This window comes from Halioxenophilus sp. WMMB6 (genome assembly GCF_033283405.1).
GTDB lineage: Bacteria > Pseudomonadota > Gammaproteobacteria > Pseudomonadales > Cellvibrionaceae > Halioxenophilus.
Window position 1 is genome coordinate 296,549 of record NZ_JAWMQR010000002.1, and the last position, 20,828, is coordinate 317,376.

18 protein-coding genes are annotated in these 20,828 nt (G+C 58.4%); 7 read left to right on the forward strand and 11 right to left on the reverse strand.

The features are described 5' to 3' along the window. Positions 1-27: 27 nt before the first annotated feature. The 4 genes from SBL51_RS07070 to SBL51_RS07085 all read left to right on the forward strand — a co-directional run bounded on the left by SBL51_RS07070 (position 28) and on the right by SBL51_RS07085 (position 3,109). Positions 28-1,488 (forward strand): ATP-binding protein, encoded by a 1,461-nt coding sequence (locus SBL51_RS07070; protein ID WP_317930195.1) that lies wholly within the window; start codon positions 28-30, stop codon positions 1,486-1,488. Between the two features lie 15 nt (positions 1,489-1,503). Continuing rightward, a complete protein-coding gene (locus SBL51_RS07075; RefSeq protein WP_317930196.1) occupies positions 1,504-2,187 on the forward strand; it encodes a response regulator in 684 nt (227 codons plus the stop codon). An 88-nt stretch (positions 2,188-2,275) separates the two neighbouring features. Next, the gene (locus tag SBL51_RS07080) at positions 2,276-2,662 is read left to right on the forward strand and encodes a hypothetical protein (RefSeq protein WP_317930197.1); all 387 of its coding nucleotides are present in this window, start codon (positions 2,276-2,278) and stop codon (positions 2,660-2,662) included. Between the two features lie 138 nt (positions 2,663-2,800). Continuing rightward, positions 2,801-3,109: a YhbY family RNA-binding protein gene (locus tag SBL51_RS07085; RefSeq protein WP_317930198.1), complete on the forward strand. Its 309-nt coding sequence runs from the start codon at positions 2,801-2,803 to the stop codon at positions 3,107-3,109. 74 nt (positions 3,110-3,183) lie between these two features. On the opposite strand, the gene greA is transcribed toward SBL51_RS07085, so the two are convergent. The 8 genes from greA to grpE form a co-directional block, all read right to left on the reverse strand. Continuing rightward, the gene (gene greA, locus SBL51_RS07090; protein ID WP_317930199.1) at positions 3,184-3,660 is read right to left on the reverse strand and encodes a transcription elongation factor GreA; all 477 of its coding nucleotides are present in this window, start codon (positions 3,658-3,660) and stop codon (positions 3,184-3,186) included. Positions 3,661-3,758: 98 nt separating this feature from the next. After that, positions 3,759-6,974, reverse strand: a complete 3,216-nt coding sequence (carB, locus tag SBL51_RS07095; protein WP_317930200.1) for a carbamoyl-phosphate synthase large subunit — start codon at positions 6,972-6,974, stop codon at positions 3,759-3,761. 69 nt (positions 6,975-7,043) lie between these two features. Further along, complete coding sequence (gene carA / locus SBL51_RS07100; protein ID WP_317930575.1) at positions 7,044-8,180, reverse strand: glutamine-hydrolyzing carbamoyl-phosphate synthase small subunit; 1,137 nt, start codon at positions 8,178-8,180, stop codon at positions 7,044-7,046. A 464-nt stretch (positions 8,181-8,644) separates the two neighbouring features. Next, positions 8,645-10,186, reverse strand: coding sequence for a methyl-accepting chemotaxis protein (locus tag SBL51_RS07105; RefSeq protein ID WP_317930201.1), 1,542 nt, complete (start codon positions 10,184-10,186; stop codon positions 8,645-8,647). Positions 10,187-10,482: 296 nt separating this feature from the next. Further along, a complete protein-coding gene (gene dapB, locus SBL51_RS07110; RefSeq protein WP_317930202.1) occupies positions 10,483-11,286 on the reverse strand; it encodes a 4-hydroxy-tetrahydrodipicolinate reductase in 804 nt (267 codons plus the stop codon). 29 nt (positions 11,287-11,315) lie between these two features. Continuing rightward, complete coding sequence (dnaJ, locus tag SBL51_RS07115; protein ID WP_317930203.1) at positions 11,316-12,437, reverse strand: molecular chaperone DnaJ; 1,122 nt, start codon at positions 12,435-12,437, stop codon at positions 11,316-11,318. A gap of 168 nt (positions 12,438-12,605) precedes the next feature. Next, positions 12,606-14,522, reverse strand: coding sequence for a molecular chaperone DnaK (gene dnaK / locus SBL51_RS07120; RefSeq protein WP_317930204.1), 1,917 nt, complete (start codon positions 14,520-14,522; stop codon positions 12,606-12,608). Positions 14,523-14,695: 173 nt separating this feature from the next. Beyond that, positions 14,696-15,268, reverse strand: coding sequence for a nucleotide exchange factor GrpE (gene grpE / locus SBL51_RS07125; protein WP_317930205.1), 573 nt, complete (start codon positions 15,266-15,268; stop codon positions 14,696-14,698). Positions 15,269-15,455: 187 nt separating this feature from the next. On the opposite strand from grpE, the gene recN reads away from it, so the two are divergent. Beyond that, a complete protein-coding gene (gene recN, locus SBL51_RS07130; protein ID WP_317930576.1) occupies positions 15,456-17,102 on the forward strand; it encodes a DNA repair protein RecN in 1,647 nt (548 codons plus the stop codon). Between the two features lie 176 nt (positions 17,103-17,278). On the opposite strand, the gene fur is transcribed toward recN, so the two are convergent. Next, positions 17,279-17,683, reverse strand: a complete 405-nt coding sequence (gene fur, locus SBL51_RS07135) for a ferric iron uptake transcriptional regulator (protein WP_317930206.1) — start codon at positions 17,681-17,683, stop codon at positions 17,279-17,281. Between the two features lie 80 nt (positions 17,684-17,763). On the opposite strand from fur, the gene SBL51_RS07140 reads away from it, so the two are divergent. Further along, complete coding sequence (locus tag SBL51_RS07140) at positions 17,764-18,135, forward strand: outer membrane protein assembly factor BamE (protein ID WP_317930207.1); 372 nt, start codon at positions 17,764-17,766, stop codon at positions 18,133-18,135. A gap of 60 nt (positions 18,136-18,195) precedes the next feature. Here SBL51_RS07140 and SBL51_RS07145 read toward each other — a convergent pair whose 3' ends face one another. Both SBL51_RS07145 and SBL51_RS07150 read right to left on the reverse strand, forming a co-directional pair. Further along, positions 18,196-18,534 carry an RnfH family protein gene (locus SBL51_RS07145; protein WP_317930208.1) on the reverse strand — a complete coding sequence of 113 codons (339 nt, stop codon included), beginning with the start codon at positions 18,532-18,534 and terminating at the stop codon, positions 18,196-18,198. An 8-nt stretch (positions 18,535-18,542) separates the two neighbouring features. After that, entirely contained in the window at positions 18,543-18,947 is a 405-nt protein-coding gene (locus SBL51_RS07150; protein ID WP_317930209.1) for a type II toxin-antitoxin system RatA family toxin, read from the reverse strand. A gap of 415 nt (positions 18,948-19,362) precedes the next feature. On the opposite strand from SBL51_RS07150, the gene SBL51_RS07155 reads away from it, so the two are divergent. Then, positions 19,363-20,796 (forward strand): sodium-dependent transporter, encoded by a 1,434-nt coding sequence (locus SBL51_RS07155; protein ID WP_317930577.1) that lies wholly within the window; start codon positions 19,363-19,365, stop codon positions 20,794-20,796. The last annotated feature ends 32 nt before the right edge of the window (positions 20,797-20,828 follow it).

A 20,828-nucleotide genomic window follows, 5' to 3' on the forward strand; every position in this document is an offset into this window, starting at 1 on the left:
CAGGATTGATCCCCCTTTGGTTGACACATGGCCACCTTCAAACTTCGCTTTAATCTTGCCCTTAAGTTGTGGCTGGTGCTCTCCATCTCCACCACCCTGGTGATTATCGGCCTGGTCGCCTGGCTGCAAACCAGCCTCGACCGCGGCTTTCGCGACTATATTCAGCACCAGCACGGCGCCCAAATCGAGGCCTTAAAGCCAGTCCTGGAGGCGCTCTATTCGAGCCAGGGAAGCTGGCAACCCCTGCTGCAACGGCCAAGCGTCTGGTGGCGCCTACAGCGGGAGGCCTGGCTGGAGGTGGCCGACAGCGGCCGCCATGAGCGCCGGGAAGAGCCGCCGCCGCGCGACCACCCGCCCATCACGAACGAGCCAGAAGCTCGCGACGACCCGCCGCCGCGCGCCATGTCGCACCTGTTGTTGGCCGACAGCCACCGTCAGCAGCTGCTGGGCCCAATCCCCAAAGCGGACGAACAAACCTACTGGCTGGCGCTGGAAAACCACGATCAGATTGTCGGGTTTGTCGGCTACAGCCTGCCCAAACAGCTCAGATCGCCACGCGAAGTCAGCTTTCTACGCCAGCAGAACTACAACTTTGTCACCATCGGCCTGTTTGCCCTGGTGATCAACGCCGCCCTGGCCGTCCCCCTGGCGGCACTGCTGGTGCGCCCCATTCGGCGCCTGGAGGCCTCTACCCAGGCCCTGAGCCGCGGCGAATTCCATACCCGCATCGACCGGCTCAGCAATGACGAGTTGGGCAGCCTGGCCCACCACTTCAACGAGCTGGCCGCCACCCTAGAGGCCAACGAACAGTCCCGGCGCAACTGGGTAGCCGACATCTCCCACGAATTGCGCACCCCGGTAACCTTTATTAAGGGGCAGGTGGAGGCGTTGATCGACGGTATCCGCCCCACCAGCCGCGAAAACCTGCAGGCCCTGGAGAGCCAGATCAACCATCTCAGCAAGTTGATCGACGATCTCTATCAGCTATCGCTTTCGGAACTGGGTGGGCTCAACTACCGCAAGCAGTGGTTGCCGATAACACCGCTGTTGCAGCAAGCGGTGGCACAAATCGCCGACAGTATGGCGAGCAAAGGGCTCAGCTTCGGCTTTGATAACCAACTTCCGGAGCAGTGCAGCCTGTTTATCGATGCCGACCGCATCAGCCAACTGCTGCATAATCTGCTGATGAACAGCCTGCGCTACACCGATGCCCCCGGACAGGTACTGCTCACCGCCAGCGCCAATCAGCAGTCGCTGCAGATCACTCTGGAGGACTCCAGCCCGGGGGTGGATGAAGCGGAGTTGCCCAAGTTGTTCGAGCGCCTCTACCGGGCCGACTCGTCGCGCAACAGCCAGTCCGGTGGCGCCGGTATCGGCCTCACTCTGTGCCGTAACATTGTCACGGCCCACGGCGGTACCATTGCCCTCAGCCTCTCCCCTTTAGGTGGCTTGCGGGCCATCATAGAGTTTCCTATTGAGCGCAGCTAGGCAGGTAACAAGGTAATGACAGCACCATCGGCAACCATTCTGATTGTGGAGGATGAACCCCACCTGGCCAGCCTGCTGGCAGAGTACCTGGCCGCCTCCCACTTCACCGTAGCGGTAGTGCACCGCGGCGATGAAGTACTACCCTGGCTTGAGCAGCACAGCGCCGACGCCATCCTGCTCGATCTGATGCTGCCCGGTATCGACGGCATTGAGGTGTGCAAGCGGGTGCGGCAGCGCTCTTCGGTACCCATCCTAATGACCACCGCCCGCATCGAGGAGATCGACCGGCTACTGGGGTTGGAGCTCGGCGCCGACGATTACATCTGCAAGCCCTACAGCCCGCGCGAAGTCGTCGCCCGCGTGAAAGCGGTGTTGCGCCGCAGCCAGCTGGCGAGCGAAGAGCCTTCCAGTCAGGGCATAGAGCTGCTGGTCGATCGCTGCCAGGTGGTGATCAATGGCCAGACCCTCACCCTCACTGGTACCGAGACCCAACTGCTGGCGCTGCTGATGAAAGAGCCGGGACGTATCTTCTCCCGCAACCACATTATGGACAGCATCTACCGCGACTATCGGATTGTCAGCGAGCGCACCATCGACAGCCATGTGAAAAAGCTGCGCAAGAAAATCGCCATGCTGGAACAGGACCACGATTACGTGCAGTCGGTGTACGGCGTCGGTTACAAGTTCGAGCCAAAATAGGCGCGCACTTCCCCATTCTGTGCATATTTGCTCCTTATTTGGGAATTACTCTGCAACTGTCCTAATACAGAACCACGAGGAATCCCCAATGAAAACCTTAACCAAAGCCGCTATCTTCACCCTAGGCCTCGGCCTGGCTGCCGCCGCCCTGGCCAAACCGCCGCACATGCCGCCCGACTCAGAGATGATGGAGCAGATGGCCGAACAGCGCCTGGAGGCGGTCGACAGCCTGGAGCTCGCCCCCACCACCGCCGAGGAGGTCAAAGCCCTGATGCAGAGCCACGACAACCAGATGCAGGCCCTGATGGAGGCTCATCAAAAGGCCATGCGTGAACTGCACGAAGAGTATCAAAATTCACTCAAGGGCCTGCTCTCCGACGAAGAGATGGAAGAGCTGGAAGACGCCATGCGTGAGCTGCACCACCGCCAGTTTCCCCGCAGCCAGGGTTTTCGTACCGAGCCCCGCCAATCGTAAACCCGGCGACACCTAAGCCGGCCCAATGGCGGCCGGTTAAGCCGCTGCCGTTGGCTACTTTGCAAGCAACCGCTAAGCTGTTAGACTCCCGCGCCCCGCCAATCCCGGGGCCGCCCTCCCAGTTACCAGGTAACCACAATGTCTGTCAGCGCCGACAACCGCAAACTTTATCGAGCCATTGGCCATAAACTGAAACCCTGCGTCACCATCGCCGGCAACGGCTTGAGTGAAGGGGTGGTCGATGAGCTGTTTCGAGCCCTGCGCGACCACGAGCTGATTAAGGTAAAACTGGCCATTGCCGAGCGCGACGAACGCAAAGCGTTGATTGAAAACATCACAGCCGAAACCGGGGCCGAGGTGATTCAAGAGATCGGCAAGGTGGTACTGCTGTTTAAAAAGGCGGGCAAACCCAACCCCAAGCTGACCAACCTGCGTTTCGCCCTGTAAGCCGAGTGCTCCCAATAGGCACAAAAAAAGCCCGCTGATGCGGGCTTTTTTATACGCCAGCGGCTGCGATGAAATCAGATGTAACGCACCGCGTCTATCTCATACTCCACGGTACCACCGGGGGTTTGAATCATGGCCACATCACCCACCTCTTTGCCAATCAGACCACGGGCAATGGGCGAGCTGATGGAGATCTTGTTGGCTTTGACATCGGCCTCGTCGTCACCGACGATTCTGTAGGTGACGATCTCATCGGTGTCGAGGTTGAGAATATCCACGGTCACACCAAAGATGACCTTGTCGCTGGCCGGCAATTTGGTGACGTCGATAATCTGCGCGTTACTCAGCTTGCCTTCAATCTCCTGAATACGCCCCTCGCAAAAGCTCTGCTGCTCACGGGCGGCGTGGTACTCCGCATTCTCTTTTAAATCACCGTGTTCCCGCGCTTCGGCGATGGCGGCCACGATGCGTGGGCGATCGACCTTTTTCAGCTGCTCCAACTCGGTTTCGAGGGCTTTGGCGCCCTCAACGGTCATGGGTACTTTACTCATAACAGACCTTAAACAGTGTTACGCCAACGCCCCGAATGAGGCGACGGCGATAGGGTTTATGGGGTTTACCGGGTACCGGTTGGTACCCGGGGGGGCTGTTACAGGCTGGCGTGCAGATCCTGTAAACGACGCACCCGCGTCTCCTGCTTGCTACCTAATGCAGTGCAAACTGCCAAGCCACCCGCCAGTGTTGTTGTGTAGTAGACGGCGTGAGCTTCGGCGCTGCGGCGAATGTCGGCCGAATCTTTAATGGCCTTCTTGCCCTCAGTGGTGTTGATAATTAAATCAACACCATCGTTTTTAATCAAATCAACAATGTTAGGACGCGCCTGATTAACCTTGTTGACCGATTCAACCGCCAGGCCGGTTTCGGCGATAACCGCCGCCGTGCCCGGTGTCGCCACCAGTTTAAAACCGAGGTCGGTTAATTTTTTCGCCACTTCGGCAATTCCCGGTTTGTCGAAATCGCGCACACTCAAAAAGGCGGTGCCGCTTCTGGGGATGGCATCACCGGCACCCAATTGCGCCTTGGCGTAGGCTTCGGCGAAGGTGTCACCCACCCCCATCACCTCACCGGTCGATTTCATCTCGGGGCCGAGAATCGGGTCGACGGCGGGGAATTTATTGAATGGGAAGACCGCCTCTTTCACGCTGTAGTAGTTGGGAATAATCTCCTGCGTAAAGCCCTGCGCCGCCAGCGTCATGCCGGCCTGACAACGGGCGGCAATCTTGGCCAGGGAGAGGCCGATACACTTGGAGACAAACGGCACAGTTCGCGAGGCCCGCGGGTTCACCTCAATCACGTAGATTTCACCGCCCTGGTAGGCCAACTGCACGTTCATCAGGCCAACCACACCCAGCTCCAGCGCCATGCGTTTAACCTGCTCGCGCATCTGGTTTTGTACATCTTCCGGCAGCGAGTAGGGCGGCAGCGAACAGGCGGAATCACCGGAGTGCACACCACACTGCTCAATGTGCTGCATGATGGCGCCAATCACCACCTGTTCACCGTCGGAGACGGCGTCGATATCCACCTCGATGGCGGAGTTAAGGAAGTGATCGAGCAGCACCGGCGCATCTTCCGACACCTGCACCGCTTCGCGCATGTAGGTGCGCAGCTCGCTCTCTTTGTAGACGATCTCCATGGCGCGGCCACCCAACACGTAGGAGGGGCGCACCACCAGCGGGTAACCGACCACTTCAGCTTTGCGCAGGGCCTCATCCATGGTACGGACGATCGCATTGGAGGGCTGCTTCAGGCCCAGGCGTTCAATCATCTGTTGGAAGCGCTCGCGGTCTTCGGCGCGGTCGATCGCCTCGGGCGAGGTACCAATAATCGGCACCCCTTCCGCTTCCAGGGCACGCGCCAGTTTCAGTGGCGTCTGGCCACCAAACTGCACAATCACCCCTTTGGGCTTCTCTTTGTTGACGATCTCCAACACATCTTCCAGGGTGACCGGCTCGAAGTAGAGGCGGTCGGAGGTGTCGTAGTCGGTGGAGACGGTCTCTGGGTTGCAGTTGACCATAATGGTCTCATAGCCATCCTCGCGCATGGCGAGGGCGGCGTGTACGCAACAGTAGTCGAACTCGATACCCTGGCCGATACGGTTGGGGCCACCGCCGATGACCATAATCTTGTCGCGCTCGCTGGGGTTGGCCTCGCACTCCTCTTCATAGGTGGAGTACATGTAGGCAGTGGCGGTGGCGAACTCCGCGGCACAGGTGTCGACCCGTTTGAAGCTTGGGAAGATACCCAGTTTGTGGCGCTGCTGACGCAGCGACTTCTCGGAGACTCCCAACAGGCTGGCCAAGCGCTTGTCGGAGAAACCTTTGCGCTTCAGGGCAAACAGGGTATCGGCCTTGATGTCGGTAAAGGGCATGCTGGCCAGCTGCTGCTCTATCTTCACCAGCTCTTCAATCTGAATCAGGAACCAGGGGTCAATTTTGGAGGCGGCGAACACTTCGTCGACACTCATGCCGGCACGGAAGGCGTCGGCCAGGTACCAAATTCGCTTGGCGCCGGGGGTAGTCACCTCACGCAGCAGAATCTCGCAAGCGTCGTCGATGCTCAGGTCCATCACCGGCTCCAGGCCGGAAGAGCCCACTTCCAGGCCGCGCAGGGCTTTCTGCAGGGACTCCTGGAATGTGCGGCCAATGGCCATCACCTCACCCACCGATTTCATCTGAGTGGTGAGGCGGGCGTCGGCCTCGCCAAATTTCTCAAAGGTGAATCGCGGCACCTTGGTCACCACGTAGTCGATGCTCGGTTCAAACGAGGCCGGGGTGGCACCGCCGGTGATTTCGTTTTGCAGCTCATCCAGGGTGTAACCCACCGCCAGCTTGGCGGCCACCTTGGCAATGGGGAAACCGGTCGCCTTGGAGGCCAGCGCCGAGGAGCGCGACACCCGCGGGTTCATCTCGATCACCACCATGCGGCCGTTGTCCGGGTTGACCGCAAACTGCACGTTGGAGCCACCGGTCTCAACACCGATTTCACGCAGTACCGCCAGAGAGGCGTTACGCATGATCTGCATCTCTTTGTCGGTCAGGGTTTGCGCCGGTGCGACAGTGATGGAGTCGCCGGTGTGCACCCCCATTGGATCAAAGTTCTCAATAGAACAGACGATAATGCAGTTGTCGTTTTTATCGCGCACCACCTCCATCTCGTACTCTTTCCAACCGAGCAGAGACTCATCGATAAGCAGTTCGTTGGTGGGCGACAGATCCAGGCCGCGGACACAGATCTTCTCAAACTCTTCCCAGTTGTAGGCGATACCACCGCCGGAACCACCCATGGTGAACGACGGCCGGATAATCACCGGGAAACCCAGACGCTTGGGCACCTCCATGGCTTCGACCATGCTGTGCACGATCTCGGCGCGGGCGCACTCCAGGCCGATGCGCTTCATGGCCTGGTCAAATTTACTGCGGTCTTCCGCCATGTGGATGGCTTCGTAGTTGGCGCCGATCAACTCCACGCCGTATTTCGCCAGAATGCCGTGTTCGTGCAGATCGAGGGCGCAGTTGAGCGCGGTTTGGCCACCCATGGTGGGCAGGATGGCGTCGGGGCGTTCGGTCTCAACGATTCTGGCCACCGTCTCCCACTCGATGGGTTCGATATAGGTAGCGTCGGCCATAGCCGGGTCGGTCATGATGGTGGCGGGGTTGGAGTTCACCAAAATCACGCGGTAACCCTCTTCGCGCAGCGCCTTACAGGCCTGCGCGCCAGAGTAGTCAAACTCACAGGCCTGGCCGATAACAATCGGGCCGGCGCCAATGATCATAATACTTTTGATGTCGGTTCTTTTTGGCATAGGTTGGGTCTTTATCGGGAACTATAAGCCCGGCCACACGGGGCCGAGCCGGTTAAGTGCGCTCCGGCACTAACGATTCTGTTGCATCAGCTCGATAAACTGGTCAAACAGCGGCGCCACATCGTGCGGGCCGGGGCTCGCTTCGGGGTGCCCCTGGAAGCTGAACGCCGGCGCGTCAGTCAGGCTGATCCCCTGCAGCGTGCCGTCAAACAGCGACTTGTGGGTCGCCTGTACATTGGCTGGCAGACTGCTTTCATCGATGGCAAAGCCGTGGTTCTGGGCGGTGATCATGACCCGTTGGCTGGCGAGATCCTGCACCGGGTGGTTGCCACCGTGGTGACCAAATTTCATCTTCACGGTTTGCGCGCCGCTGGCCAGGCCGAGCAGCTGATGGCCCAGGCAGATACCAAACAGGGGTACCTTGGCCGCCAGCAGCTCGCCAATGGCGGCGATGGCGTAGTCACAGGGCTCCGGGTCACCGGGGCCGTTGGAGAGGAACACGCCGTCCGGCTGCATGGCCAGCACCTCTGCCGCCGGGGTTTGCGCCGGCACCACGGTCAACTCACAACCGCGCTCGGCCAGCATGCGTAAGATGTTGCGCTTCACACCAAAATCGTAGGCCACCACCTTCAACGGGGTATTGGTAACCTCGCGGTGGCCCTCGCCCAACTGCCAAACGCCTTCGCGCCAGCTGTAGCGCTCGCCGGTGCTGACCACCTGCGCCAGATCCATCCCCTTGAGGCCGGCAAACGCCTGAGCCTGGGCCAGGGCGGCGGCTTCATCGAGGTTGTCGCCGGCCACTATGCAGCCATTTTGCGCGCCTTTATCGCGCAAAATCCGGGTTAAACGGCGGGTATCGATATCGGCAATGGCGACGATGTTTTTCGCCTGCAGATACTCGGGCAGGCTCTGCTCACAACGGAAGTTACTGGCCAGTAACGGCAGGTCGCGGATCACCAGACCGGAAGCCCAGATCTGCGGACACTCTTCATCTTCGGTGTTAACACCGGTGTTGCCGATATGGGGGTAGGTGAGCGTAACGATTTGACGGCAGTAAGATGGGTCGGTAAGGATCTCTTGGTAGCCTGTGATGGAGGTATTAAAAACAACTTCTCCCACGGCCGAGCCCTCTGCGCCAATGGCTCGACCTTTAAAAACACTACCATCCTCAAGAACTAGAAGAGCGGGTTTGAATTCCCCAAACAACAAGGCGGCCTCCTACTGACTGCGGATGTCTAAACTTTCAACGGCGCCCTCCCCCAGCCCCGGCGATCATTTGAACGCAAGCGGAGCCATTGCCGGGCGTATGGTTTTGGGCACCTACACAAATCTCGGCCTGAGCAAAGCCGCCACGCAGTTTCTGCGCGGGTAGCGGGGAAGGCTTGGGAGTGTTGTGGTTACGAGCTGATTGAACTCAAGCGGCCAGGCCAGGGGACAGCTGTCGAAAAAAAGCGAGATAAAGCTGTTCGCCTCACCTCGCTCCGTGTTCGCACTGCGTGATGCCACCTTGGCCCTCTGACGCTTGTGTCGGCTGGATTGGTACTGGCCAACGCCCCGGCCAGGTGTACTAAAAGTACGTTTAGCTGGTGCGTTTTGGCGCGGTTACCAACCGGCCCAAAATTGACCGGGAATTGTAGCGGATCAGACATAGGCCTGTCCACGACCAACTGTCAGAGTTTGAACTGTCCAACGATTGCCGTCATCTTCTCCGCCAGCAGAGCCAACTCAGCCGAGCTGGAGGCAATCTGGCTGGAACCGGTAGCGGTGTTTTGCGCCACGGCAGAGATGTTCTCCATATTGGACTCCATCTCACGGGTAGCCGCACTCTGCTCTTCCGAGGCACTGGCGATCTGCACGGTTTTAGCCTTGATTGAACTGACCCCGGAGGTGATCGCCTCCAGCGAGCGGCTGGCGGCCTCGGCCTGAGTCACCGACTCCTGCGCCTGACTGGTGCCCTTCTCCATCATGGTGACCGCTTCACGGGCGCCGGACTGCAGGCGCTCGATCATCACTTGAATCTCCTGGGTGGAGGATTGGGTACGCGAGGCGAGGGTACGTACCTCGTCAGCCACCACGGCAAAGCCACGGCCCTGCTCACCAGCCCGGGCAGCCTCAATGGCGGCGTTCAACGCCAGCAGGTTAGTCTGCTCGGCAATGCCGCGAATCACATCCAGCACCGAGCCGATGTTGTCGGTCTCCTGGCGCAGTTTGTCGATCACCACGGAAGCGGCGTTGATATCCGTTGCCAGGCTTTCGATCTGAGACATGGTGGAGACCACCACCTGGCGACCACTGCCGGCCTCGACATCGGCCTGCTCGGCGTTCTCGGCGGTTTCCGAAACATTGCGGGCGACATCGGCCACCACCGACGCCATTTCGCGCACAGCGGTCACCACCTGTTGAATTTCTGACTGCTGCTTAACCACCCCGCGCTCGGTCTCTTTGGTGGTCGACATCAGCTGTTGGGAGCTGACCTCCAACTGACCGACGATGTCAGAGAAATCGGCAACGATATCGTGGATGCGGGCGATAAAGACGTTAAACCAGCGGCACAGTTCACCCACCTCATCCTTAGATTTCACCTCCAGGCGGCGGGAGAGATCACCCTCACCCTCGGCGATATCTTTCAATGCTTCTACGGCTCGGGCTACCGGGCTGACGATACTGCTCTGCACCACCAGCGCGATGATGGCGGCAACGATACTAACCACCACCACCACCAGTGTGGCGCGGAAGATAGTGGCGCTGACAGTCTCATTAATCTCATCTAACTCCACCACCATATAGACACTGCCGATCTTGCCGCCGTCTACCAGAATCGGTTCGGCAATGGAGAAGGATTCATCCGCGTAGACAATCCCCGGAGCAACCGAATGGTCAGGCAGTTCTCCGGGCAGATTAGCGGCACTGCGCCCGCGCACATACCAAGCAAAGGGCTCGCCGTTGGCTTTGTAGACCACTGCCGCGCGAGTGCGATTACTGGCTTTCAAGGCCGCCAAGGCATCCGTTGCCGATACCGAATCACCAAAAGAGATGGCACCCGCCACAGAACCACCCAGCACCTGCACCAGGGTGGCACTGTCTTTTTCAATAGCCTGTGTCAGCGAGGAGATAGTTGATTGCACTTGAATGACAGCCGTAACCACTACCGCCAGGATACTGGTGATTGTGACCGCCAAAATAACTTTGAACTTGAGCGAGAGGTTTCCCATTATCGAGCCTGTTTTTGTTCTAGGGTTGTTCTAGGTAAGTCGAGCGTCAGGGCCGTGGCACGGCATTCATTTCGAAGGAGTGCCACCAGCCATCTAATTAGTTATCGCGTAGCTGGGCTAAATCTTTAGTAGAGCCGTCTATTGAGCTTAGTCGCAGATTGGGTGATGACAAATTCAGGCGCCATCAGTGTTGCGCGGTGCCAGGGGGATAAACGTAGAAAATTAGGCAGGTACCCCGCCCGAATGGGCGGAGCTGCCGCAGATGAAATGTCGAAAACAGGGGCTGATCGGGGGGATTATTTCAGGCCTAAAACGTCCTGCATGTCGTACAGACCAGGGCCTTGTGCCGTCAACCAGATGGCTGCCCGCACGGCACCGCGGGCAAAACTCATGCGGCTGGAGGCTTTGTGGGTGATCTCCAGGCGTTCGCCATCGGCCATAAACATAACCGTGTGATCGCCTACCACATCGCCACCGCGCACCGTGGCAAAACCGATGGTCTCACGCTCGCGGGCACCGACGATACCCTCTCGGCCATAGACCGCCACCTGTTTCAGGTCGCGATTGACGGCCTTGGCCACCACCTCACCCATGGCCAGCGCCGTGCCGGAGGGGGAGTCAACCTTGTGCCGATGGTGAGCTTCGACGATTTCAATATCGACATCGCCGCCCATGGTTTTGGCGGCCAGCTCCAACAACTTCAGGCTGACGTTAACACCGGTGCTGTAGTTGGCGGAAACACAGAGCGCACCGGCTTCGGCGTAGCTCAGCAGCTCACTTTTTTCGCTCTCGGTAAAACCGGTGGTACCCACCACCAGGGCTTTGCCCGCTTGCGAACAGACGGCGGCATTGGCCAGGGTCGCGGCCGGGACCGAGAAGTCGATCAGAACATCGAAATCGGCTACCACCGAGGCGAGGTCGCCCACCAACAGCACACCATTTTTACCGACACCGGCGAGCTCGCCGGCATCCGCACCCAACAGGCTCGAGCCCGGGCGTTCGATGGCAGCGGCCAAGGTGGCGCCCTCGGCGGCGTGAATGGCCTCGACCAGCATTCTGCCCATGCGACCGGCGGCGCCGTTTACTGCAACTTTAACCATAAGCGATGTTTAATCCTGCACTGGGCTCGCTAGAGCTTCATATCACCAAAAAAGTTTTTCATACCTTCAAACCAGCTGCTCTGCTTTGGGCTGTTTTTGCCCTCTTTCATCAACCCCTGGAATTCACGCAGCAACTCTTTCTGTTTGGCAGTCAGGTTGATGGGGGTCTCCACCAGCACCCGGCAGAGCAGGTCACCCGTGCTGCCACCGCGCACCGGCGCCACACCCTTGCCACGCAGTCGGAAGAGTTTACCGGTTTGGGTGCCTTCGGGCACTTTTAACTTCACCCGGCCATCCAGAGTAGGCACCTCCAGCTCACCACCAACAGCGGCATCGACGAAGCTGATCGGTACTTCGCAGTAGAGGTTGTTGCCATCGCGCTCAAAAATAGCGTGTGGGCGAATTGACATCTGCACGTAGAGATCACCGGCGGGGCCGCCATCCATACCCGCTTCACCCTCACCGGAGAGGCGGATGCGATCGCCGGTATCGACACCGGGTGGCACCTTCACCGACAGGGTTTTGGTCTCTTCGATACGGCCGCGGCCGTGACAGGAGGTACAGGGGTCGGAGACGATCTTGCCCTTGCCGTGGCAGTTGGGGCAGGTCTGTTGTACTGAGAAGAAACCCTGCTGCATGCGCACCTGGCCATGGCCGCCACAGGTGGTACAGGTTTTCGGTTGCGACCCCTTCTTGGCACCGGTGCCATCACAGGGTTCGCAGGCAACCAGCGTCGGGACTTTGATTTTTACGGTGGTGCCGCGCACGGCATCTTCGAGATCCAGCTCCAGCGTGTAGCGCAGGTCAGAACCCCGCGCCGGGCCGCCGCGACCGCGGCCGGCACCGCCAAAGATATCGCCGAAAACATCGCCAAAAATATCACTGAAGTTGCCAAAGCCGCCGCCACCGCCACCGCCACCAGCGCCATCCACGCCGGCATGACCAAACTGGTCGTAAGCCGCCCGTTTTTGGGGGTCGGAGAGTATCTCGTAGGCCTCACTGGCCTCTTTGAATTTCTCCTCCGCGGTATGATCATCCGGGTTGCGGTCCGGGTGGTACTTCATGGCAACACGGCGGTAGGCCTTTTTCAGATCTTTTTCGGTAACAGTGCGCTCGACTGCCAGGATTTCGTAATAATCGCGTTTCGACATTGATTTAAATTTCGGTGGTTGACTATTTCATTATGGCCGGAAGAGGCAAAATTGCCCGGCAGTGACGCCGGTACTGAAAGTGTTGCGCCTTAACACAGCAAACGCGGGCAAGCCCGCGTAGCGCTGAATTAGAGGCCGAGGTGCCCACCTGGGGGCACCGGCCGACGATTATTTTTTATCGTCTTTCACTTCCTCGAATTCCGCGTCGACCACGCCGTCGTCCGCTTTCGGCTGTTCCGCACCGCCAGCAGCCTGAGCGGCCTCTGCCTGTTCAGCATACATTTTCTGCGCCAGTGAACTGGTGGCTTCAGTCAGCTTGGTGGTCGCCGCTTCCATCGCAGCCTTGTCGTCGCCCTTAACCGCCACTTCGGCTTCAGTTAACGCGGCATCAATCGCGGCTTTCTCTTCATCGGTGGCTTTGTCGCCAGCTTCCGACAAGGTCTTCTTGGTGGCACTGATCAGGCCATCAAGGGTGTTGCGCGCGGTGACCAGCTCTTCGAACTGTTTGTCGGCTTCGGCGTTGGCCTCGGCGTCGCGCACCATTTTTTCGATCTCGTCGTCGCTCAAGCCAGAAGAGGCTTTAATAACGATAGACTGCTGCTTGCCAGTGGCCTTGTCTTTCGCACCCACGTTCAGAATACCGTTGGCGTCGATGTCGAAGGTCACCTCAATTTGCGGCATACCGCGCGGCGCTGGCGGAATGTCGGCCAAGTCAAAGCGGCCCAAAGACTTGTTCTGTGACGCCTGCTTGCGCTCACCCTGAACCACGTGAATGGTTACCGCGGTTTGGTTGTCGTCAGCGGTAGAGAACACCTGCGACTTTTTGGTCGGGATGGTGGTGTTCTTCTCGATCAAGGGCGTGGCCACACCACCCATGGTTTCGATACCCAGAGTCAGCGGGGTGACGTCAAGCAGCAGTACGTCTTTTACGTCACCGGCCAGCACCGCACCCTGAATGGCAGCACCCATGGCCACGGCTTCGTCGGGGTTCACATCGCGACGGGCCTCTTTACCGAAGAACTCGGCAACCTGTTTTTGTACCATTGGCATACGGGTCTGACCGCCCACCAGGATCACATCGTCGATATCAGAGGCTTTCAGGCCGGCATCTTCCAACGCTTGCTTAACCGGGGCCATGGAGTTGGTCACCAGGTCTTCGACCAGGGACTCCAACTTGGCGCGGGTCAGTTTCACCACCAAGTGTTTAGGGCCAGTGGCATCGGCGGTGATGTAGGGCAGATTCACCTCGGTTTGCTGGCTGGAAGAGAGCTCGATTTTGGCTTTCTCAGAGGCCTCTTTCAGGCGCTGCAACGCCAGTGGATCGTTGTGCAGATCGATACCGGTGTCTTTCTTGAATTCGGCGGCCAGGTATTCAATCAGGCGCAGGTCGAAGTCTTCACCACCGAGGAAGGTATCACCGTTGGTGGCCAGTACTTCAAACTGGTGCTCGCCGTCGACGTCGGCAATTTCAATGATAGAGATATCAAAGGTACCACCACCCAGGTCGTAGACCGCGATAGTGTGGTCGCCCTTGGCTTTGTCCATACCGTAGGCCAGCGCCGCAGCGGTAGGTTCGTTGATGATACGTTTTACTTCCAGGCCGGCGATTTTACCGGCGTCTTTGGTGGCCTGACGCTGAGAGTCGTTGAAGTAGGCCGGCACGGTGATGACCGCTTCGGTCACCTTCTCGCCCAGGTAATCCTCGGCGGTTTTCTTCATCTTTTTCAGCACTTCAGCAGAGATCTGAGGCGGCGCTTTCTTGTCGCCTTTCACTTCCACCCAGGCATCCCCGTTGTCGGCGCCAACAATCTTGTATGGCACCATGGAGATATCTTTCTGTACCACGCCGTCGGTGAACTTGCGGCCGATCAGACGCTTAACGGCGAACAGCGTGTTGGAGGGGTTGGTTACCGCCTGACGCTTGGCACTCTGACCCACCAGAATTTCATTGTCGTCGGTAAAGGCCACAATGGATGGGGTGGTGCGATCGCCTTCGGCGTTTTCAATAACTTTAGGTTTGTCACCTTCGAGTACAGACACACAGGAGTTGGTTGTACCCAGGTCGATACCAATGATCTTGGCCATCAGTGCTCTCCAGAAAATCTTTGCTTGGTTGATTCGGTCCCCGGGGAACTCGCCCCCGGGCTTCGTAGTCTTTGCTTGCTGTCCTATATTGGCGCCGGCTCGGTTATTTCAAGGCCAATACCAACAATTTATTCAGGGGTAGTCGCGCTTCAGGGCGAGGCCGGTGCTGGCGATTACGCCGGCGACTTGCTCACCACCACCATTGCCGGGCGTACCAATCGGCCGTTCAGGGTGTAGCCTTTCTGGAACACATCAATCACGGTATTGGGCTCGACATCGGGGTTGGGCACCATGCTCATGGCCTGGTGCAGCTGTGGGTCAAAGGGCTCGCCGCGCGGGTCGACCGCTTCCAGGTTGTGGCGACTGAGCGCATCCACCAAGGTTTTCAGGGTCAGCTCCACGCCCTCCAACAGGGGTTTGGTGGACTCATCGGCCCCTTCGAAGGTGGCTACCGCGCGCTCCAGGTTATCGGCCACCGGCAACAGGTCACCGGCGAACTTCTCCACGGCAAACTTGTGCGCTTTTTCCACATCCTGCTCGGCGCGGCGGCGCACGTTTTGCGCCTCGGCGGCAGCGCGCAGGGCATTCTCTTTGGCCTCTTGCAATTGCGCTTCAAGCTCGGCCACCTTGGCCAGCAACGCCTCGGCGCCTTCGCCAGCGGCGGCCTCAGCCTGCAGATTCTCTTCACTCACTTGCTCGTCTGACGTCTGGGCATCAGTAGGAATATTGTGTTCTTCGTTGGACACCTTGCACTCCAAATCTTTACGGTTGGGTTGAGACGTTTTCCCCTATATGGGGCCGCGACCTAGTGCTTCAAGGCCGCACGCGGGTGTGAAGGAGATTTTTCTGCCCACCCTTCTCCGTCCCAGCCATTTAAGGTATAAACCCGGGTAATTTGCCGACCGCCGCAAACAAGGAAGCCACCCCGTGTTGATGCACCTGAGTATTCAAAATTACACCCTGGTAGAGCAGCTCGACCTGGAGATTCAACCGGGCATGACCGCCGTTACCGGGGAGACCGGCGCCGGCAAGTCGATCATGCTCGATGCTCTGGGCCTGGCTCTGGGCGACCGCGGTGAGGGCGACCGGGTGCGCAGCGGTGCCGAGCGCGCCGATATCAGCGCCCAGTTCGACCTGAGCGCCCTGCCCCAGGCTCAAACCTGGCTAAAAGAGTACGACTTCAACGCCGAGGACGACTGCATTTTGCGGCGGGTCATCACCAGTGAAGGGCGCTCGCGGGGCTACATCAATGGCCAGGCCGCCACCATGAGTCAGCTGCGCGACCTGGGCAATCTGTTGATCGATATCCACAGCCAACACGAACACCAATCCCTGCTGCGCCGGGAGACCCACCGCTGGCTGCTCGACAATTTTGGCGGCCACGGCGCGCTGGCGGCCAAGGTCAACCAGGCCCACCAAACCTGGGCCGCCACCGCCGCACACCTGCAAGCCCTGCAAAACCAGAGCGCCGAGTTTGAACAGCGCATACAGCTGCTCACCTTTCAGGTAGAGGAGCTGGACGCCCTGGCGCTACAGGCCGGAGAACTGCGAGCGCTGGAGCAGGAACAGAAGCTGCTGGCCAGCGCCGAGGAGAGCCTGCAAACCAGTCATCAGCTGGCGGAGCTGTGCAGCGGTGACGAGGGCAGCCTGGAAGAGCTGCTCGCCGCCGCCCTCCACCGCCTGGCGCAAATGCACCATAAAAGCCAAGAGCTGACCGAGGCCGAAGAGCTGTTGGCCAGTGCCGATATTCAAGTGCGCGAGGCAGTACTGGCCATCACCCGCCACATCAACCACACCGAGATCAACCCCGAGCGGCTGCAGGAGGTGGACGAGCGTCTCAGCTCCATCTTCCAAACTGCACGTAAACACCGGGTACAACCAACGGAGCTGGTGGAGCTGCACGAACGCCTGCAGACCGAACTGCAATCGCTCACCGGCGACGACAACCAGGTGGAAGCCCTGGCCGCCAAAGAGCAACAACAGAAGCAGGCCCTGCTGGCATTGGCCGAAGAGTTGAGTGACAAGCGGCAGAGAGCCGCCAAGAAGCTGGCCAAGGCGGTGAATGAACAGCTGCACCTGCTGGCCATGGCCAGCAGTCGTTTTGAGATTGCTCTGCAGCCAGTCGCGGTGGCCAGCACCGGCCTGGAGGTGGTGGAGTTTCTGATCAGCACCAACCCCGGCGCTCCGGCCAAGCCACTGACCAAGGTCGCTTCCGGCGGCGAACTTTCCCGCATCAGCCTGGCCATTGTGGTGGTCACCGCACAGACCTCCAGCATCCCGACCATGGTCTTCGATGAGGTGGATGTCGGCATTGGCGGCGCCACGGCGGATGTGGTCGGCAACCTGCTGCGCGGCCTGGGTGAAAGCGGGCAGGTGATTGTGGTTACCCACTTGGGCCAGGTGGCCGCCCGCGCCCACCACCACCTGCAGGTGAGCAAGCTGCAGTCGAAACGGGCCACGGTAAGCACCCTGCGCAAGCTCGAGGGGGAGGAGAAAATCTCAGAAATTGCCCGTATGATTGGCGGCACAGAAACCGCCCAGTCTTTGGCTCATGCCAAGGAGATGCTGGAGAAGGCGTAACCGGCACGCCGAAAAGGCACACCGGCAGAAACCAACCAGCCGCCAATGCTGGCGACTGTTAAAACGGCAGAGTAGTAAGGATGACTGATCGACTGCGCGTTCGATCACACAGCAGACACAGGGATCAACCAACTGACGCACAGAGCAATCAGCTGGTGCAGTGGGCAAATGGGGAGTTAACGACCGGAACGTTTAACGTAGAGCACCAGGCTGTGGCCGGTGAGCTCAAAGCCATGGCGGCGGGCAATCTCTTCCTGCAGTTTTTCAATCTCATCGCTGTGAAACTCCACCACCTCACCGGAGTGCACACACACCATGTGATCGTGGTGATCGCCGCGGTCGAGTTCAAACACAGAGTGGCCGCCATCAAAGTTGTGGCGCTCGACCAGACCGGCTCCTTCAAATTGGGTCAACACCCGATAGACCGTGGCCAAGCCGACATCTTCGCCAGATTCCATCAGGGTTTTAAAAACATCTTCAGCACTCATGTGGCGCTGTTCGGAAGATTCCAGAATCTGCAGAATTTTCACCCTGGGCAGAGTAACCTTTAATCCGACTTTCCTAAGTTCGTGGTTTTCCACAGTAAAATCTTCTCCGCACTGTTCAGATCTTCATCGTTTGAGTATTATCCCCGTTCACTTTCGAATGTGGAACCCCTGTTATGCTAAAAACGCTCTACCTAGCCGCCATCGTCTCTCTGATCAGTATCACGGCCGGGTGTTCGTATCTTAAATTTCCGGGGGTTTACCGCATCTCAATCCAACAGGGCAATGTGGTAACACAGGAGATGCTTGACCAGCTGCAACCGGGCATGACCAAACGCCAGGTGCGCTTTGTGATGGGCACGCCGTTAATCGATGATCCGTTTGTCAGCGACCGCTGGGACTACTTCTACAGCTACACCAACCCCCGTGCAAAAACGGTAAACCACAGTGTGGTGGTGGTGTTCATGAACGACTCGCTCAGCGACCTGGTACTCACCGAGCCCTTCAAACTGCCGGAATCTTTTAAGCGCTCTCCCGACCAAAGTTAATTGTACTTTGGTCTAGATTCACACACCCGCCCCCAGGCCAGCCAGCCGGGGTTAAGAAACCTAAGCTTCACCCTCACCCTGCTGCTGAGCAGACTTCTCCGCCCGCCGTCGGCGCGCCTCTTTTGGGTCGGACTTCAGCGGCCGGTAGATCTCCACACGATCACCCGCCTGCAGCTCGTGCTCATGAGCCTTTTTCAACCCCTTGGTACCCAACGCCTGGCCAAAGATACCCATTTTGGCGTTGTCGATATCGATTTCCGGAAACTCCCGCTCGATACCCGAGGCCTTTACCGCCGCCAGTGCCGTCGTGCCGGGCGCCACCTGCAGGGCGATAATTTTCTGTTTGTCCGGGCGGGCGTAGGCCACCTCCACGGTGATCTTGGCATCGCTGTCTGTCATAACAACCCCTAACTGTAGATCTGCCTAGCGCGCCGGCAGATGGCATCCACCTGTTGATTGGCCGCAGCCTCAAAGAGTTTGCCGGCCGCCGCAGCCACCAGCTTGTTGGCAAATTCAAACTCCAGCTTCAACTCCACCTTGCAGGCCCGCTCCGCCAGGGCGGTGAAAGTCCAAAGGCCATGAAACTTTTTAAAAGGCCCCTCCAACAGGGTTAACTCAATGGAGCGCGGCGCCACCACATTATTGTGGGTACTGAAGGTCTGGTGAATCTTGCCCTTGCCGAGCTGCAGGGTCGCCTCCATCCAGTCGTCGCCCCTAGCTAACAATTTTGCCTTCTGGCAACCGGGCATAAACTCCGGGTAGCGTTCAACGTCGCTCACCAGGTTAAACATCTCCCAATCGGAGTAGGTCACAAGAGCCGATCTATCTATGCGCGTCACTGATTCGCCTGTTTTCTGGGTCGCCGCCCAACCAACGCGCCGGCGGCGCACTTTGTGCAAAGCGGAGTTGATCACCGCTGTGTGAGCATCCAGGGTCAGCGGTGAGAAGTTCGGGTAGTGGCCTCGGTTTACGTCTAGTGCCCAAGAGCACTATTTGTCGCCCGGCAACTACCCACTTGAATTGGAGCGAGATTGTAGAGAAGCCGGGCGCCGCAGGCAAACCGGGCAGAGCACAAACGACAAGCCCCGGCAAACTTGGTAGTATCCAGAGCCTGTCACCGGCCAACCGGGCCAGCCATCACAAAAAGCAAGCCGCCAGCCTCGCACCATTTACAACAACAGAGAGGCCGGCCTCGAACACAACAAGTTAACGGACTAATTTTTTATGGTGAGCACTTCGCGCGAACATTTTGGCTCCCGCTTGGGGTTTATTCTGGCCGCAGCCGCTTCGGCTGTGGGCATCGGCAATCTGGTTGGCTTCCCGGTGAATGCCGCCAAAAACGGCGGCGCCGCCTTTCTGTTTATCTACGCTCTGTTTGTCTTCCTGGTGTGTGTACCGGTAATGATGGCCGAGCTCTCCGCCGGCCGCGCCAGTCAGCGCGGCCCCTTTGGCTGCTACCAACTGTTCGCCCCCAAACACCCGCTCTGGCATTTCGGCGGTTTTTTATCGGTGCTAACGCCCTTTATGATTGCCGTCTTCTACCTGGTGTTAACGGTTTGGATTCTGGGTTTTCTGCTGGAGATCATTGGCGGTAATCTGCGGGCCATGGCTGAGCCGGAATTTTTTGGCTCGTTTATTACCGGTAAATCGCTGTTTGTCTATCTGGTCATCGTCGCCGCCTTTGTTGCCATCACCCTCCACTTTGGTGTGCAGAAGGGGATTGAGCGCGGTGCCAAAATAATGATGCCCGCGCTCTTTTTTATGCTGGTCGCCATGGTGCTGTTTATTCTCACCCGCGACAACGCCTTCGCCGGCGTGAAGTACTATCTCATCCCCGACTTCAGCAAGCTCACCACACAGGTGATCAACGGCGCGATGAGCCAGGCCTTCTTCTCCCTCTCTCTCGGCATGGGCATTATGATCACCTACGGCTCCTATATGGATCGCCAGGCCAGCATCGCCGAATCTGCCCGCCTGGTGGCCATTGCCGACACCGCCGTCGCCTTTACCGCCGGCCTGCTGGTACTACCGGCGATATTCTCCTTCAATCCCAACACCAATCCCGACGAACTCTCCAGCTCCTCCGTCTCGCTGGTGTTCACCTTTCTGCCCAAGGTATTTTTAGCGCTGGAGGCAAGTCTCGGCTACATTGGCGCCACCACCGTCGCCGCCATCTTCTTTATATTGGTACTGTTCGCAGCACTGACCTCACTCATCTCCATTATTGAAGTGCCGGTGTGTGCGGTGATGGATCAGTTCAAAAGCGGCCGCAACCGCTCGCTGCTGATGATTGGAGCAGCCATTATTGTGGTCAGCCTGGGCTGTGTGGTTTCGTTCGGTATGGCCGATTTTTTCACCCACTTCATCAACTACGGTAATTGTGAGGCGGGCACTAAGTGCAAATCTTTTTTTGATCTGATTATCGACGTCTTCTACGACACCATCCTGCCGCTCAACGGTGCCCTCATCTGTGTGTTTGTGGTTTACCAGTGGAAAAAACGCAACTTCGATAAAGAGCTGGAAAACGGCGATGCCGACTACAAGGGTTCCATTATGGAGAAGTACATCAATTTCTCCCTGGGTACCTTTATTCCCCTGCTGCTACTGCTGATATTCATTAATACCGTGCTCAGCAAATTCTTCGGCACCTCACTGATTTAATGCGCAGCCAGATTGCAAACGCTCAATTTTCA